General features: G+C 32.9%; 12 protein-coding genes. 2 read left to right on the plus strand and 10 right to left on the minus strand.

Features of this window, described 5'->3' with window-relative positions:
• Positions 1–96 precede the first annotated feature (96 nt).
• From NLG42_RS23315 to NLG42_RS23360, 10 genes are all read right to left on the minus strand, one after another.
• Entirely contained in the window at positions 97–2,907 is a 2,811-nt protein-coding gene (locus NLG42_RS23315) for a M16 family metallopeptidase (protein WP_257682566.1), read from the minus strand.
• Positions 2,908–3,082: 175 nt separating this feature from the next.
• Entirely contained in the window at positions 3,083–4,465 is a 1,383-nt protein-coding gene (locus NLG42_RS23320; RefSeq protein WP_257682567.1) for a TlpA family protein disulfide reductase, read from the minus strand.
• Between the two features lie 25 nt (positions 4,466–4,490).
• Positions 4,491–5,963, minus strand: a complete 1,473-nt coding sequence (locus tag NLG42_RS23325) for a retropepsin-like aspartic protease (RefSeq protein ID WP_257682568.1) — start codon at positions 5,961–5,963, stop codon at positions 4,491–4,493.
• A 6-nt stretch (positions 5,964–5,969) separates the two neighbouring features.
• A complete protein-coding gene (locus NLG42_RS23330) occupies positions 5,970–6,842 on the minus strand; it encodes a thioredoxin family protein (RefSeq protein ID WP_257682569.1) in 873 nt (290 codons plus the stop codon).
• A gap of 72 nt (positions 6,843–6,914) precedes the next feature.
• Complete coding sequence (locus NLG42_RS23335; protein WP_257682570.1) at positions 6,915–8,405, minus strand: PKD-like family lipoprotein; 1,491 nt, start codon at positions 8,403–8,405, stop codon at positions 6,915–6,917.
• Between the two features lie 34 nt (positions 8,406–8,439).
• Positions 8,440–9,213 carry a DUF4843 domain-containing protein gene (locus NLG42_RS23340; protein WP_257682571.1) on the minus strand — a complete coding sequence of 258 codons (774 nt, stop codon included), beginning with the start codon at positions 9,211–9,213 and terminating at the stop codon, positions 8,440–8,442.
• A 15-nt stretch (positions 9,214–9,228) separates the two neighbouring features.
• Complete coding sequence (locus NLG42_RS23345) at positions 9,229–10,674, minus strand: RagB/SusD family nutrient uptake outer membrane protein (protein WP_257682572.1); 1,446 nt, start codon at positions 10,672–10,674, stop codon at positions 9,229–9,231.
• Between the two features lie 10 nt (positions 10,675–10,684).
• Complete coding sequence (locus tag NLG42_RS23350) at positions 10,685–14,065, minus strand: SusC/RagA family TonB-linked outer membrane protein (protein ID WP_257682573.1); 3,381 nt, start codon at positions 14,063–14,065, stop codon at positions 10,685–10,687.
• Between the two features lie 115 nt (positions 14,066–14,180).
• Positions 14,181–15,329: a FecR family protein gene (locus NLG42_RS23355; RefSeq protein ID WP_257682574.1), complete on the minus strand. Its 1,149-nt coding sequence runs from the start codon at positions 15,327–15,329 to the stop codon at positions 14,181–14,183.
• Positions 15,330–15,486: 157 nt separating this feature from the next.
• Positions 15,487–16,080: an RNA polymerase sigma factor gene (locus NLG42_RS23360; protein ID WP_089058625.1), complete on the minus strand. Its 594-nt coding sequence runs from the start codon at positions 16,078–16,080 to the stop codon at positions 15,487–15,489.
• A 408-nt stretch (positions 16,081–16,488) separates the two neighbouring features.
• Between NLG42_RS23360 and NLG42_RS23365 the strand changes: the two genes are divergently transcribed.
• Both NLG42_RS23365 and NLG42_RS23370 read left to right on the plus strand, forming a co-directional pair.
• A complete protein-coding gene (locus tag NLG42_RS23365) occupies positions 16,489–17,367 on the plus strand; it encodes a helix-turn-helix domain-containing protein (RefSeq protein ID WP_089058624.1) in 879 nt (292 codons plus the stop codon).
• Positions 17,368–17,439: 72 nt separating this feature from the next.
• Positions 17,440–18,273, plus strand: coding sequence for an NAD(P)H-binding protein (locus NLG42_RS23370; RefSeq protein WP_257682575.1), 834 nt, complete (start codon positions 17,440–17,442; stop codon positions 18,271–18,273).

The raw sequence follows: 18,273 nt of genomic DNA on the forward strand, positions 1-18,273 counted from the left end.
TAAGTAATCCGCTATGCAAACAAAATTGCTTACTAATTCAAAAAAACTATTTGATAGGGAAATACAAATTAAACTTTGGTAATAAAAAGAATCAGTTTATTTTAATGGTTTGAAAACGACTTCGTAAGATTTTGCATTTTTAAAAAAAGTATTTGCAAAATCCTGAATGTCTTTTACCGTAACTGCATTTACAATATCAATGTAATTTTTTGGATCATCCATATTAATATTATTTTCAAAATAATTGAAAATTAGATCCATGCTGTTAAAATTAAAATTTTGCTGATCTGCTTTTGCTTTGATATAGTTCTTACTTGTTTTTTCAATATCTTCATTCGAAATATTTCCTTTTCGGATTTTATCAATTTCTTGATATACAATTGGCAATAAATGTTCTACTTTATCTGCGTCACAATCAAATGCTATATTGAGGTTAACAGTAGGTTTAGGAAGCTTTACTAAACTTCCACTAACCTGTGCGCCATATGTTCCTCCTTCTTTTTCTCTCAGGCTTTCGGTATATCTTAAAGTTAAAATATCACCTAAAAATGAAGCCAGAATTATATTTTTTTGAGAATAAGGAAAGTTGTCCTGAAACTTAATTTTAACGGAACTCTTTGGTGTTTCCATTTTTATAAAAACATCTGTGTCTATTTTATTAGAAACCCATTCAACTGTATCATCCCTAAACTTCTCTTTCCTTTTTATTCCAGGTATACTTGCAATATATTTTTCTAATAAAGGTTTTAAAACTTCAGGTTTAATGTCACCCACAATATAAAATGTAAAATTGCTTACATCTGAAAAACGATCCTGATAGAAAGATTTCATTTTATCAAAAGATAAATCATCTATAAATTGTTGATTTACTATGCGAACTTCTGGATTGTTTTTACCATAAATAGCAAAACTTAAACTGTCCTTCATTTTAGATGAAATATCATTTTGTCTATTTTTCAAAGAATTTTGTATGTTTTGTTTTAACAAATTGTACTGGTTCTGATCAAATCTTGGTTTGGCAAAACGTAAGTAAACCAATTGCATCATCGTTTCTGCATCCTTTGTATTTGCACTACCTGTAACTCTTTCTGACAAATTATCAATATCAGCCAAAACATTTACAATCTTTCCTTTTAGTACTTTTTCTAAATCGGTACTCGAAAATGATGCAACACCTGACATCATTGCCAGATTTGCAGCACCAGCAATTGAGGGTTTATCTTTAGAGGAATATAAAGAAGATCCTCCAGAACTTTTTGCATTCAGCGTGACCCATTTTTTATTCTTATCAGCAAATTTATAATGCACTTTTATACCATTACTTAATATGTAGGTAGTTGCTCCAATTTCTTTCGTTTCTTTTTCAGAAACAATTTTTCCGGGTTTTAAATCCACTTCTTCCATAAGAGATTTAGCAACAAAATCATCTACATATGGCTGTAATGATGGATCGTTTTCTGCTTTCTGAATAATATCAAAAGCTTTTTCCTGTGTTAAGTTATTTTCGTTTTCTACACCCCTAACTGTAACAACTCGGTTTTGCGAAGTATATAATTTACTTATTTGCTCTTGAAGATTTTTAGTGTCAACATTTTTTAAAATGCTTTTTACCATTTCAAATTCTGTTTTTGGATCAGCAATTATTTCATGATTTAGATAATCATCTTTTACCATTCCGATAACTTGCTTGTGTGAAATCTCGTTTAGCTTTTCTAAATAATTTTCGTAACCTGAAATAGTTTCTGTAACCGCTCTTTCAATTTCTCCTTGAGAAAAACCAAATTTGTAAGCTCTAACCCATTCGTTCATTACCATTGCTAAAGCTTCCGCTTGCTTTTCTGGTTTTGGAGAAACGCTCAACATCCACATATCGTTAAGTCTCGTATATTTTTGAAACCCTATTTGTGCACTTTTAAATGGACATTCTTGTTTTTGAGCCATTTCTGCCAGACGATTATTCAAGATAGAAAAAGCAAGGCTTCTTTCTGTTGATTTTTCTAATTCGGCATAAGTTCCTGTCGGTTTTTCTGAAACGTGACGAATCATAAAACTGATGTTAGAAGCCGAAATTTCTTTATCTAAAGCTAGTTTAAAAGTTGGCTCTGCCCTTTCTGGAATTGCAATTTCAAAACGTTTTTTAGGATTTACTGGTGTCGGAATATCTGCAAAAAGCTTCTTGATTTTGGCTTCAATTTCATCCGCATTAATATCTCCCACAATTGCGATTGCTTGCAAATCTGGGCGATACCAATCTTTATAAAAATCTTTTAAAACCTGATATTTAAAGTTTTTAATGATTTCCATGTCACCAATCGGCATGCGGTCTGCATAAAGTGAATTGTTGTAATAATAAGGCGCCAGCTGATTGTAAATTCTTGCTCCTGCATTTTGTCTCGTACGCCATTCTTCGGTAATTACACCGCGCTCAGCATCGATTTCATCATTCGTTAGAGACAAAAAATTAGACCAGTCATGCAAAACCAATAAACAAGTATCGACAACTCCGCCATCTTTTGAAGGAATATTGTCTAAGTTGTAAACCGTTTCGTCTGTACTGGTGTACGCATTGATATTTTTTCCGAAAACAGCTCCTTGTTTCTGAAGTGTATTCAAGATTCCTTTTCCTTCAAAATGTTTGGTTCCGTTAAACGCCATATGTTCCAGAAAATGCGCCAAACCTTTCTGCTGATCGTTTTCTAAAATCGAACCCACATTTTGAATAATATAATAACTTGCTGTATTTTTATTAACCTCTGTTGGGTAAATATAATACGTCATTCCGTTTGGCAGAATTCCTTTTTTTATTTTCTGATTGACTGCAATTGGATCTGCTGCTTTAAAGTTTTGTGCTTGCGACAAGTTTATAAAACCTGTCAGAAGCAGAAGAACTATCGATATTTTTTTCATTTGTTTGCTGTTTTAAATATTTTTAAACACATAGAAACATAGTTTAGCTGCCTATAAAAAAGGCATTTCACTTAATATTAAAGAACATAGCTGCTATGTGGAAAATCTTGATTCTAAAAATATCTCATTTTTTTGATCTGTGATTCTATGTGTTAAAATATTTTTATGTGTTTATTTAGCTCTTCAATAGTTTATCCAATTGTTCTCTTAATTCTGGATTTGACGGACGCAAAGCATCTGAATTGATAATGTTTCCTTTTGTATCAAACAATAAAAATCTCGGAATCGCATTTACATCGTAATTTTTAGCTACATCAGATCCAAAATCTTTATCTGCCATTAACTGAATTCCTTTTAATTGCTCTTTGGTAACAAAATCTTTCCATTTTTGCGCATCTTTTGGTTTGTCAAGTGAAAGACTTACAAATACAATATTTTTTCCGTGATAATCTTCTTCGATTTTTTTCATGTGAGGAATCTCTGCTTTACAAGGTCCGCACCAAGTTGCCCATAAATCGATATACACATATTTTCCTTTGAAATCAGAAAATGAAACTGGTTTATTATTAATATCATTATATGTAAAATCTAATCCTTTCTGACCTACATTTTTATGAAGTACTTTTTCATATTCTAATAAAAATGATTTGCTTGTCGCAGAAATCATATAAGGTTTTATGCTTGGTGCAATTTTTTCATATTCTTCAATTTTCATTCTTGAATTTGCTACTACATCACGTAAATACACATCTTTTAGCGCAGGATCTGTAATATGATTTAATGTTTCAACAATATCTAAACGCTGTGGAACTGCGGCACCGCTTACACTTACATAAAAGAAATAATTTGACATTAAAGCAACACCGTTATGTAATTTTAACAAATCTGGATCTGTAAACTTTTTATCTGTCTGCCAAGTTTTTATAACTGCCGGACGGTCGTCTTTATCTGGAAATGCAGTTCTAGGCATTCTGAAAAAAGTATATGTCGATTCTTCAACATCTGTTGCTACAGCCAGTTTTAATAGCTTATTGAAATAAGCATCTTTTGTATTTATTGTTTTAGAAAATTCATTTGCTTTTGCAACACCTTTATCAAGCCAAGGATAAAAATCTACGTAAGTTACATTTCCTCCAAGTCTTGCAAATGGTGCAAATTCATTATATATTTCATTTGCTTTCTGAACCAGAACATTCTGTCCTACATTTTTTCCACTCAAAACATAATGCTCTTTATTAATAACCAAATTGATATCTAATTTTGGTTCTAAATACAAACGGATTAACTGAGTTCTGTTTTTAAACTGTCCGTAATCAATATAATAAAAGCCAGCAGCTGAAACTGGTGTCATAAAGCCAAACTCCCCAAGCGGATTAACTTTAGCGGTAGCAGCAACGGCTGGCTTTCCATCTTCAACATTGTAAAGTGTAACTTCTTTAGTCTGAAAATCTGGAATCGAAATTGTTCCTTTAATTACAGCATATTCTGAAATGCTGCCTGCAAAACTCATTTGAACCGTTACAAAGGTCAAAATGAAATAAAAAATGTGTTTTTTCATGATAGTTATTTGTTTTTTGATTGTTTTAAATTGAAATACGCATCGACTGATCACCTTGTTCGATAATCAGATCTTTACTTTCTTTATTATTTTTTAGTTTTTTAAGATTTTCTGGTTTCAATAAATCTTTCGCTTCAAAATCATTAATCTGAGTGATTTTTGCTCCAATTTTGACTTGCTTCAAGTCCTCATTTTGCTGGTCTATAACTCGTTTTACTATAAGATTCTGGTTTTCGTCAAAATCCAAATCAAGTCCGGCGATATAAAATGAAAAATTCTTTTTAACGTTTTTATTTGGTTCCAAATAAACCGTTTTATGGAGTACATCAATTGTAAAATTGAAACGTTTTATTAAATCAATCCCCAAAGATCCATCGGCGTACGCCCAGTTTTTATTGGCTTCTTCATATTCCTGAACTGCAATTGTTACATCTGAAAAATTATTTCCATTAATAACAACATTTGGTATTGCGCCGCCTACAATTTTAGTTTGCTTTCCTAAACTGTAATTAACAGATGTGTATTCTGTTTTTAAACTGTTTTCCAGATTATTTTTATGATTAAAAGGTCCGTATGCAATTAAGTCATAACCCGCGCCGGTATCAAAAGTAAAATTGCCTTCGACTGTCTTTTTATCTTCAAACGTCAGATTCATTTTTACTACCGGAAGCCCTGATTTATAATCAAAAACTAATGGTTTTGCTTTTCCCAAATAATTGAAATTTCCAAAATTGTACAAATCAATTGTCATCGTATCAAAATTGACAGATGTGATATAGTTGCGCAATAAATTGGCGCCAAATAATCCGTCGTAAACGCCATGTTTTGGAAAAATGACCAAACCTTGATTTTTTAAAACCTGATCGCCAATAAAAATGGTATTATCTGCTGAATATTGTACTTGCTGGCTTCCGCCGACTACAGATGCCGATTTGCTTTTTGTAACTACAACTCCTGCTTTGTAAGCGCTGTCTGGATTTAAAGCCATTCCGTCTGCGCCTGTATCAAAAAGCATTAAAAATTCGCGATCGGCTTTGTTTAATTTTATTTTAATGGCAATTCCGTTTTCGATAATTTGAAACGGAATACTGACCATTTTTTTTACCTCAGCATTTCGATCTACTCTGTATAATCCGTCAAAAAAAGTAACATAGCGTATTTTGTTTTCTTTATTGAAAACTACTTGAGTGGGTTTCTTTTCTTTTCCTTTAAAACAAAAATCAGCCGAAACAAAAGTTTCGTCTTTAATTGTTGCCGATTTTCCAATTTGGATAGAATCCAAAACTGGAAAAGCATTAAAAATAGTATTTAAATAAAATTCATTTGAGGAAGAATCTCCAGCGCCTACTGTAAATTCAGGCGCCAGAAGATTTTTTATATCATTATAATTTTTATTTTGGAAAGCTTTTTCAAAAGATTCAATAGATTTTTGAACGCTGTTTTGAGCGTAAACTGAATATCCAAAAATCAATATTGAAAATAAAAATATCTTTTTCATTTCGATTTACTTTTGTAAAGAAGAAGGATTAACAACCACTTTTTCTACTCCAAAATCTTTCAACAAAATACCCTCAAATTTTGTCCAGTCTTCCGTAGAATAAAGCGGTTTCATTTCTTCAAGTAATTTTTTGAAAGCTGGTAAATCATTCGCTTTTTCGAATTCTTTTTTCTTACGCTGTAAAATGGTAAATACATGATTGGTCACACTTCCAGAACCGTAATCTTTATAAAGCTGTTTTGCATTCTTTAAATAAAAATCATCGTATTGACGTCCGATTCTTAAACCGCTAATAATAACGAAAGGAACTTCGGCACTTAATGAAGGCTGTGCTTTTAAATAGGCATCCGCAGTTTCAAAAGAAACATTTCTTTTTCCGTTCAAATAAGCCTCTTTGTAAAAATCAGGATACTCTTTTTCTTGAATTTTCGTACTATACTTTTTGAAAATTCCTTTTTTAGCTGCTTCTTTTGCATTTTGCAGTAAAGTTGTGAATTGTTCTACGTTTTGAAAACCGCTTTCAATATCAATTACTTTTCCATCTGCATTCATAAATAAAAAAGTCGGAAATCCGGTAACACCATACTTCATACATAGTTTTTTACCGATTTCTTCTTTAAGAATATCGGATTTGAAAGTCACAAAATCAGCACTTAAAATTGCAGCAACTTTAGGATTTGGAAATACGTCTTTGTCCATTTGCGCACAAGGCATACATCCGGTAAAATACAAATCGACAAAGATTAATTTTTTCTCTGTTTGGGCTTGTTTTTTGGCTAATTCCCAACTTTCGTCAGTTGATTGTGTCTGTGCTTTTAAGGCAATAGAAGAGTAGGCAAGCAGCAAAACTGCACTTGCGATTTTAAAAAAACGTTTCATAAGATGTGGTTTTTAAGAAACCGAATGAAGAATGAATTTTGCTCTTCATTCGGCTTTATTTAAGGTTTTTAGTTATCTACCGCGGTATGCAACATCAACAATTTTGCATAAACCTTCGTATTTGTTTAATAAAATTAAATTACCATTTACCGGAGGAACTTCATAGAGTTCTAACTTTCCGGTTGTTCCATAACTTCCAACAATCAAATATTTAGTTTTATTAGTAGCTCTTGGATTGAAATTGATATAGGTAATTTCTTCCGCACCTTTATCCAGCATCAATTTAGCCGTTTGGGTTCCGTTATCATACTCATATAATTTGCCTCCAACTGCATAAAACAAATATCCAGAATCTGGACTCACAGCAAATTTTGTTGCTTTATCAAAATCAGGTGCATTCAAAATTTCCTTGTAATACACTTGTGCCAAAGCTCTATTGAAACGAAGCAAATTGAATTTTCCACTGCTTAGGTTTTTCAGAACTGCAAAGTTCTCGCTTTGATTGAAAGCAGAAGTCGTCATATAAATCAAATCAGAATTGGTATTATTCCAATCTAAAGAGTTATCTGAACCTGTAACAGGAGGCATTGGTGCACAGGTACCTTTTGAAGCGGAGTATCTTACAAATCGTCTGGCTGTCTGATCATAAAAAACTGGCGTTCCAAGCGTACCACCGTTCTCTGCAATAAATGGCGCTGCATAAAAAGTTTTAGTTTCAGATTCTAATTTGTTTTGGGGCAGACCGTATTTTATTTGCAATACTCTATAATAGTAGTAAATATCTCCTTTACTGTAAATTAGATTTTCGCCGCTTGCGCTAGATCTCATAAAATCGACTCCAAAATTGGTAGGCAGCGATCCTCCTACGGTTTCATATGCTAAATTTTGTGCTTGTGTCCATCCAAAAGAATCCGGATCTAGTCTTGCTGTTCCGTTTTCTGTTGTGGTTACATAAACTCCATAAATTAATGGCGAAGATATGGGCTGATTAAAGCATTCTACATCTACTGCTTTTCCTGTTAACTTAAGAGCTGAACCTGCAGCATCTAATACATCTGTAATAATACGAGGCGTTGCTACGCCAGGAAGAATTGATATCATATCCAGACGTGGTTTTCCTTCGGCATCACCAATAATCATCCAACCTTCATAAATGGCAGAAACAACATTTAGAGTAAAAGGCTCATGCTTCCAAGTTATTCCGGTAACTTTGTCTTTTACAAAATAATAAACGGCATATTTTGCAGGTGGTAACTTTAATTCGGCATCAAAATTTTTATTTGTACCTATTACAGTTTTAGAGTCCATTACAAGTTTTACCGGATTAACAGCTACCCATTCATAAGTATAGCGGTCAGGATCGGTACTATCATCTAAGGTCGCATTTAAATTTGGTGTAATTTTAAGTTTTTCACCCGTATAAGCAGTATACGATTCTTCTATTCCTGTTGCTTTGATTTCGTTGATTTCGTTATAATTGTAATTTCCCTCATCATCGGCACAACTGCAAATCAAAACAAGCAATGCCGAAAGAGCTAAATGAATTTTTATATTTTTTAACATCTTGTTATATTTTTTAGTTTAAAATGAATGCGTTTTACGGAAAGATCATTTCTTTTCCATCATCTTCATAAATAATGTTTCCCGCTGCCTTTTGATCTGCCAGATAGCGTTTCATGTAGTTTTGATAATACTGTATATCTGGAATTGTCAACCCCGATGATCCAAGTTTCTGATTAAACATACTTGGTTCTAAATGCATTAAATCGCACATTAAGAAAAATTTCTTTGCTGTAAAAACTCCTAAAAAGCCGGCAAACCATCCTGGCGGCTGCGATAATTTATCATCAAATGCTAGTTTATATGAAATATGACTCATCGTTTTGTTGGTAAGAAAATTGATTACCTTGCTTTTCATATTAGTAGTAAACGATTCGTTTTCTTCTAAATTTAAGATCAGCAAAAAGCTATTCGTTTTCATATCGGCAGTTCTGTATACTTTCACCTCAATTGAATCAACTTCTTTACCGGCATGCATGACAATATTATCAGGAAGCTTAAAATGAGTTCCTTCTATGGCTGTACTTTTTGAATCGATTGCAACTTTTATTTTTCTGTCGACATCACTTACCTTTCCCTGTACTCTAATAGGAATTTTGTAAATACGATCTACTACTGCTGCTTTATCCAGTGCAAAACTAAATCCTGTACTATCTGTAGTAATTAGCATCCCGTTTGCTGGAATTGCAAAAACAGATGGCGAAAAATAAATATTATCTGTATTGTGATAGTTTTCTATTTCTTCTTGATTACATGAAGTAAATCCTAAAAAGAATAAAAATGCAAAGCTTAAAATCAATATTTTTTTCATGTTTATCTTTTTAAATTATTGAAAGTTGATTTCGGCATCTGGCAAAGGCACAACATATTGAAGCGCTCCCATTGTAATATTTCCGGAAGCTGCTGAACCATTTGGTATTGCAGTGGTATTATTTCTTTTATAATAAAAGAACAACTGTCCCTCGCCCATAAATTCTTTCCTGTATTCTTTAGTAACTTCTGTCGCCAAAACTGCTGTACCAGCTAAGTTTGTTAATCCTCTGTTATAACGAAGCGTATTTAGTAAAGCGATACCATCTGCTGATACTGGTGCGGTTTCTGCCGCAATTAGATACATTTCTGAAAGCTTGAACATTGGGATTTGCAAGCGAAAAACCATTCTAGTTTCTACTACATCTGCATATTTAAAAAATGTTTTTTGTGTTTTTCCACCCACAACAGGAATCTTCCAACTCGGCAGGCTTCGGTAATCATTATCATTTGACTCAAAAACAGTATTTAATCTGTTCAATAATGGAGCATAAATCATCGCATCTCCTAACTTAGAATCAAATAAATCTTCTTGTGTTTTATACAAAGTGTAATCACTTAAAGCAAAGAAGTTCTCTGAAGAAAAAATTTTGTCGGGATTTGCGGGATTTGTAGCATCTAAAAATGCAGTCCAAGGGAAAAACGTCGTCGATTTTGTAAAGTTAATCACTTCATTTGCTGCTGTTGATGCTCCGGTTTTATCTCCAGCGTATAAAAGTACACGTGCTTTTAAACATTTTACAGCAAGATAATTCATTCTCATACCTCTATTTTGAGAATAATAAGGATTTGCATTATAGTCGTTAGTAGCTTTGTACTTTCCAGTTGTCAGGATTGGGTCTTTTTCTAACAGCGTCAATGCCGCATCAATGTCTGCCAATATCTTGCTCATTGCATCTTTTGCTGACAAAATTGGATTATTTGAAGTCGCAGGTGCATCATAATAAGGAATTGAAGGCATAGAAGGATCTACTTTGTAGATTGGGCCATATAATCTCAGCATATCAAAATGCAGCATGGCTCGTATTGCAATTGCTTCACCTGTTAAAAGATTTGCTTTTTCCTGAGAAACAATTCCACTATGCTCTTTCAGACTTTCCAGAAATTTATTAGCCGACAGAATTGTAGTAAAAGCTTTTTGCCAAATTTCTGTGAAAACTTTTTTTGGATTGGCTTCCGCATAAGCGTATAAAGCCATTTTAGTTTTTGTATGCGAAGACGGCATATTGTATTGCTGCCCTAAAATATCTACTGCATCCATTGTAAGTTGTCGGCCATAAAGCTCATCAGATGCCAGCATCATATAAAGTCCGTTATGCACATTCTGCATTCCAGCTTCATCCTGAAATATCTGAGATTCTAAAATTTTATCCTGAGGCACCACATCCAGAAAATTACTGCAGCTTACTGCCGAAAACGCTATCAGGATTGATAATGCAATTTTATTTAAATACTGATTCATAATAATGCTATTAAAATGTTACGCTTAGACTTAAAGAGAAAATTCTTGAAAAAGGATAGCTGATCCCTCGTTCGGCTTTCATAGTCGAAACTTTGAAAAAATCATTGGCATACGCATTAAATCCTAATCCGGCCATCCCTGATTTCTTCAGCCATTCTCTGTTGGTCACTCTATATCCTATACGAAGAGCTTCTCCGGCTATAAAATCGTCTTTTTGAATAAAACGGGAAGAAATAGGAGTTACACTAGTCATACTGATTGCCTTAAACTGAGCCATTTGTCCTGGTGTCGTCCAACGATCTAAAAATGCTCTTGCATCCTGATTTTCAAAAATATTATCTGAATTGATATTTTCTACTTTGTTGTACAATGCTGTATTAAATCGATCTGCACCAAAACTATAACGGATAAAAACTCCGATATTAAAGTTCTTATAATTAAAAGTTGTAGAAACAACTCCTGTAGCTATTTCTCTTGAATTCCCCATTACAACCTCATCTTTTTTATCTAATACAAAAGTGGTTTCTCCGTTTTTCTTTAAGAAAACTTCTCGTCCTGTTCCAGGATCAATTCCTAATGAAGGTACTGCCCAAAGATCATTTGTACTGGCACCATCATAATATCTGGTAAGACTTGTTGTTTTTTTAGCAGCATCATTTAAAGAAGCCAGTGCATTATTAAAACCTCCTAATTCATTTTCATTTGTGGTTGCTGTTAATCCGATACCCCAAATAATATTCTGTCTTAAGTTGCTGATGATATTATAATTTGCTTTTAGTTCTAATCCACGGGTAGTGATATAACCCACATTTAAAGGATAAGCAGTTACTCCTGTCGAAGCAGCAAGATCTATAGCAACAATTTGTGGTGAAGTCTGACGCTTATAAGCTCCCAAAGTCATTGTAAATCTATTTCTAAACATTGCCAAGTCTAAACCTAAAGATAAATCTTCTGTTTTTTGAGGCTCCAAATCAGCATTTGATAATTGAATAATATTTAATCCCGCTCCAAAAATATTAGTGTTAGGATCGTATGCATAAATATCATGAGATGCATATCCTACCAAATTTTGATTTCCTGTTTGTCCAAAATTGGCACGAACTTTAAAAATGTTGATAATATTTTGATCCATCTTGAACTCATTGTTGATGTTCCATCCTATACCAACACCCCAATACGGTGAATATTTTTTATTGGTTCCAAAGTTTGTCGCTCCTGAAATTGTCTGAGTAAAATCAAACAAATATTTTCTGTCATAAGCATAGTTAACCTGGTTAGTCAAATCAACACTTCTAACTAATTCATTATCGACATACGGCTGTGAATTTTTTTCAAATCCAAAAGCAAAAGACGGCTTTCCAGGAACTCCTAAAGGGAATCCTCTTAAGATAGAACCGTAAGCATCATAATTTGTTTCGTATGCCGAAGCTCGTATTGTATAATTTACAGAATGAACATTATTGAAAACATTTGAATACGTGCCTCCAATGTTTGCATTCCATTTATTAGTCAAATAATCTCTTCTTCTATATTTTCCTTTCTCAGATGGAATATCTAATATATATCGTGTATCATCCGGCGAAATAAACTCTGTTTTCTGTTTATCAATTCTTGTTACAGAAATTGCGGCAGTTGTTTTTATATGCGGATTGAAATCGTAATTAAGCGCAAAGTTGTTCGTAAAATTAAATTCGCCGCTTTTATTAAAACTATTCAATCTAACATTGTACAAAGGGTTTTCTGGCTGATTAATAATCATCTCGCCTGGCGGCAATGGTGATGAAGATCCATCTAAATAGCGGGTTGCCACACCATATTCATTATATTTTTCGTAGTATGGACTCACTTTTGCCCAAGTCGCAAAATCACCATAAGGAGATTCCTGATTGTCAGCTCCTGAAACCAATAAATTATTATTGATACTTAATTTTTTTCGTTTGTATGTTATATTGGCACTATAACCCCAGGTATTATGTTCAGTACCTTTCATAGTTCCTGAAACGGTTTTGTAATTTCCGGCCAAATTAAATCGAAATTCTTCTGATCCTCCGCCAATGGTTAAACTATGTCCAGATGTTAACCCCATTTGAATGGGTTCGTTAAGCCAATAGGTATTAACACCACGACGTACTGCTGCCAAACGCTGGTTATAAACGTCATTCCATTTATAAACAGTTGGTAAAGGAGTTCCAATATTTGGCGTATATGCTCCCGAAATTCTTTCGAATTCTAGTTTTTGCTCTGCATTCATTAAATTATAAACACTCAAATCAGCAAATTCGTAAGAGGAATTATAAACATAAGAAAGCTGTAGTTGTCCAGGAACTGGTTTATTGGTCTCAACAACAACAACTCCATTTGCTGAACGTGAACCGTACAATGCTGTAGAAGCAGCATCCTTAAGCAAAGTAACGCTTGCAATTCTGTTAATATCTAAATCAACAATCTGCTGTAAAGTAGTTGGAAATCCGTCCAAAATAAACAACGGTTGATTTGGATCTTCTTTAAACTGATCGTCTACCTGATTAACAGACAAACTCGTTTGCCCTCTCACCTCAATTACAGGTAATACATTTGGATTAGAACCTGCAATATTATTGTTCAAAACAATAAAAGAAGGGTCTAAAGTTTTTAAAGCTTGAACCACATTTTGTGTAGAAATCTGTCTTAATTCTTCACCTCTAAAGGTTGAAACTGCTCCAGTAATCAATTCCTTTTTACGTACAGTAACTCCGGTATTAACAACAACACCTTCTAATTCATTTCTTTCTTCAGAAAGTTTAATGTTAATTACTTTTCTTTTGTTAACATCAACAACTTGCGCACGATGTCCAATATAAGTAAACAAAACTTGTCCGTCTTCTGGAGCTGTAATACTGTATTTTCCGTCAAAATCAGTTTGAGTGGCTGCGCCGGTACCTTTTACTTTGATATTTACACCTGGAATAGGATCTCCTTTATCATTAGTAACAGTACCTTTTATTTCAATCAATTTTGACTGAAAAACAAGTTCATTTTCTTTTGGTACTTTTCTAACTATAATTGTATTTCCATTTGAAAAACTAAAATCAAAATCTTTACTAGAAAAGGTGTTTTCTAAAAGGTCATTCACTCGGATTTTTCCTTTTTTAAGATGTACTTTAGGCAATTTTTTAAATAAATCTTCCTGATAAATAAAAGTATAGTTGGTCTGTTTTGTAATAATGTCAAAAACTTCATCTACAGACACCGTTTTATCAGCGGCAATTACAACTTTTGTGTTTTGTGAAAATAGATTTACGGGAGAAAAACCAAAAATTGTAGTACAAAACAAGAAGATAAAAGTTCTCATAATGTTAATAATTATCCTCTTTCTAAAATAGAAATAGGCACTGGTTAATTTAAATTTCATAAATTTACATGTTAATTGGTTGGTTGGTTAATAAAACTGACTTACTGATTAATACACAGAAAGGGATAAAGCGCAGTACGGTGAGAGGTCTAAACTTTAATCCCTTTTCTTTTTTTTATTTGATTATAATCTTATTATCTTTTTTCTCATAGGCATTAATAAAATTGATATTCTTGATGGTGGTTAATATGTCTTCTAATTTTTGATTTTTATTTAAAACCCCGTTAAACTTAACATTGCCAAGTGCAGGATCTGCAAATACAATATCTACATCGTACCATCTTGATAATACTTTTGCAATATCCTTCAGCGGCATTCCTTTAAAAACAAACAATCCTTTTCTCCAAGAAATTTCATTGTAAACATCCACTTCAGAAACTGCAATATTTCCGTTGTACTCCGTTATTTTAGACTGCTTGTTTGGAGTTAAAATTTGTTTTTGTGCAGCATTGCTCACAGCAACTACTCCTTTTACCAAAGTGGTATAAATAGCAGGTTCGTCTTTGTAAGCCTTAATATTAAACTCGGTTCCAATAACCTCAACATTCTGCTCTTGAGTTTTTACTTTAAATCTCGAACCTTTGTGTTTTGTGCTTGGCGATACTTCAAAATAGGCTTCTCCATAAACTAGTTCTACTTGTCTGGTTTCGCCATCGACAAAAGCAACAGGATATTTTAATTGCGATTCCGAATTCAGCCATACTTTCGTACTGTCAGCAAGCTGTACAAAAAACTGCCCGCCTCGTGGAATCGTTAAAAGATTATTGGCGCTTGCCGCAGGTTTCCCATTTGAATTGTAAACTAGTTTTTCTCCGTTGCTGGCAGCATTTCCTTTTGTATACGATTTCCCTTTTTCTAATGCAATTACAGAACCATCTTCTAATGTCAGCGTTGCTTTATCGCTTCCTATTAAAATTTCTTTATGAGCAACTGCAGGAGTTTCTATTTTAAGAGGATTTATTTTATTTATAATTAAAGAAATAGAAATCAATAGTAACAGCGACGCGGCCATTGCCATAAATTTAAATTTAGTCGTAGTATAAAAAGGCTGCATAGGAACTACTCTATTTTCTTCTGCTTGGATGGCATTTTGAAGACGAGTTCTCATTTTAAATTCTAGTTCGTCTTTAGCTCCCAGAGTTTTATCCCATTCATTATCTGTTTGAAAACTTTCGTAATAATTCAATAATTTATTATTCTCCTCGAGATTGGTATCACCGGAAAGATATCTATTTAGTAACAGTAAGAAATCCTCTTTTTTCATTTTTTATTGTATTATTTCGGGAGTATATAAGATAAGTAACCAAAAAGGAACATACCCCCTAGTCCAAATTGTATTTTTTTGATTTTTTTTGAAAAAAAAGTAAAAAAGAAGAAAAATCACGCATCACTACCCCATTCACTGCATTTTTGTTTTGCTGCTAAAAGATATTTTTTGACAGCCATAAAATCATAGCCATGCTCATACTTTCACCCATCGAAGATCTGATGGTATGTAAGGCTTTTGTAATATGATTTTCGACTGTTTTTGTAGAAATATTAAGCCTTTCAGCAATTTCTTTATGACTCAGCTGTTCTTCTCGGCTTAATTTATAAACGGCCTGACATTTTTCTGGAAGTCCTGCAATTATTAAATTAAGCTGCTGCACAAGTTCGTCGTGCATTAACTGTGTTTCTGGAGTTGTAGATAAGAAACGTTTTTCTAAATCATCAAAAAGTTCGACATGAACTTTGTCTTTGTTTTTTCTCAGATGATTAAAAACCTGATATCTCGCACAGGCATACATATAGCCTTTTAGTGAAATATGAATTTCTATTTTTTCGCGGTTGTGCCAGATATTCATGAAAATATCCTGAATAATATCTTCACACAATTCTCTATCTTTCAAAACATTATACGCAGACATAAATAAAGACTGCCAAAACTTATTGTACAATTCAGTTAAAGCAGTTTCATCCCCATTACGTAAGCGGTCTATTAAAATGACATCTTGATTTAGGTCTGGTTTTGACAATTGATTTTAGTTTGAAAAGGTAAGTTTCAGCAAACATAATAAAATATTTGAATATTTTTAATTTGTTATGCCCCAAGAACTTTAGTTGTCATTTTAACATTTATTTTTGATTTACACCAATTTTACAGCTCTTTTAAAATAATCTAAAAATACAGCTTTCAAAATGTAAATTTTTCAAGTTTTTTAAAATAAAAAAAAGAATTTCCTAAAAATTTTAGCAAAACATTAATAGATTTACTCTTAAAATTAAAATGTTAAAACCATTTTTCATGCAGCTAATTTCTTTAAATCTATAAAAATAAATTTACTGTCACTTCTATTTTGCTTACAAACGAAACACTCCTAAAATACAGGATTAAAAAATAAATAGTACCTTATCCTACTTTTTCAAAACTATATCTTCCTGCTATGACAACAGATATTATAGAACTGAACGATTTTATTGTGCTGATAGAACAATCTAATACCACAAAAACAATAATTCAAAAATGCGAAATCGACGGCGATGCAGTGGGTTTTGCTTTTTATGGTTCTGGTAATGTCGAATTAGAGATCAAGCATAATGATCAAACTAAATATTTGGTAAACACAACAGGTCTTGCCATTTGTTTTTTTGGTAATCAAAAAGTAGAATTCTCACATAAAATAGAACCTGATAAACCTTTACAGTCTATCAGTATTTTTACAAAACCGAAACATTTAAATTCCCTTCCGCAGGCTGAAAGAGAAATTTTTGAAAATCATCTGCCGCAATTATTAAATCCGAAAGAGCATTTTGTAAAAGGTCCGTCTTATTATATGACACTCGACATGCAGCTTGCCGTTCAAAAAATATTCAACACTACTTACAGCGGCAATACAAGACTTTTGTTTTTAAGAAGTCAGATTAATGAACTCTTAGCTCATTTTTTTGCTCTTTTAACTTCTGAAACAAAAGCCGATTTTTCTGAAATAGACAAAAACAAACTTTTCAAAGCAAAAGAGATTGTCACAAACAGTTATTCAAAACCACCTTCAATTACTCAATTATCTCAAATGGTTGGTTTAAACAGTAATAAATTAAAAAAGAATTTTAAGGAGCTTTTTGGTATTCCTGTTTTTAAATATGTGCAGGAAGAAAGACTTAATAAGGCATATGAATTATTGCGCGAAAGCGAAAAAACAGTACAAGAATCGGCATGGGAAGTGGGTTATGAAAGTTTAAGTTCGTTTTCGAATGCATTTCAGAAAAAATTCGGTCAACGTCCAAATGATGTAAAACAGCAGTTCTTTTCAAACAAATCATAATTCTTTTCAAACAAATGATTCCTTTTTAATCTAATCAACTTTGTATCAGTATTCATTTAAAAAGATATTGATATGAACAAGAAGAAAATTTTAGTCTTGGGTTCTAATGGAAAAACAGGACGCAGAGTTGTTGAAAGATTGCAAAATAATTCGGATGTTGAAATTCGTTTAGGTTCACGAAATGAAAAAATTCCGTTTGACTGGGAAAAACCTGAAACATGGAATGCAGTACTTCAAAATATTGATTTGGTGTACATTACTTTTCAACCCGATTTAGCTATTCCTTCTGCTGCAGAAGCGATAGAAAATTTCACAAAACTCGCGACAAAAAATGGTGTGCAAAAAATGGTGCTTCTTTCTGGAAGAGGCGAAAAAGAAGCTCAAATTTGCGAAGAAATTGTAAAAACAAATGCTCATAACTGGACAATTGTACGTGCCAGCTGGTTTAATCAAAACTTTAGCGAAAGCTTTTTCTTAGAGCCAATTTTGGCTGGATTTACGGCACTGCCAAGAGTTGAAGCGCTTGAACCTTTTACGGATGCCGATGATATTGCCGATGTTGTAACGACTGTACTTTTGAATGAAAGCCATAACGGAAAAACTTACGAATTAACTGGTCCAAGATTATTGACTTTTAAACAGGCTGTAAATGAAATTGCAGAAGCCAGCGACAGAAATATAACTTTTCAAAGTTTATCTCTCGAAGAATATACACAGATGTTACGAGAATATCAGGTTCCTGAAGATCACATTTGGCTCGTAAATTATCTGTTTGAACAAGTATTAGACGGAAGAAACTCTCACATTACTCAAGATATTGAAAATGTACTTGGACGAAAAGCGAAGGATTTCAGCCTTTATGCAAAAGAAACTGCCAAGACTGGAATTTGGAATCTAAAAGTTTAA

It is taken from the genome of Flavobacterium plurextorum (assembly GCF_024638035.1).
Classification (GTDB): Bacteria; Bacteroidota; Bacteroidia; order Flavobacteriales; family Flavobacteriaceae; genus Flavobacterium; species Flavobacterium plurextorum.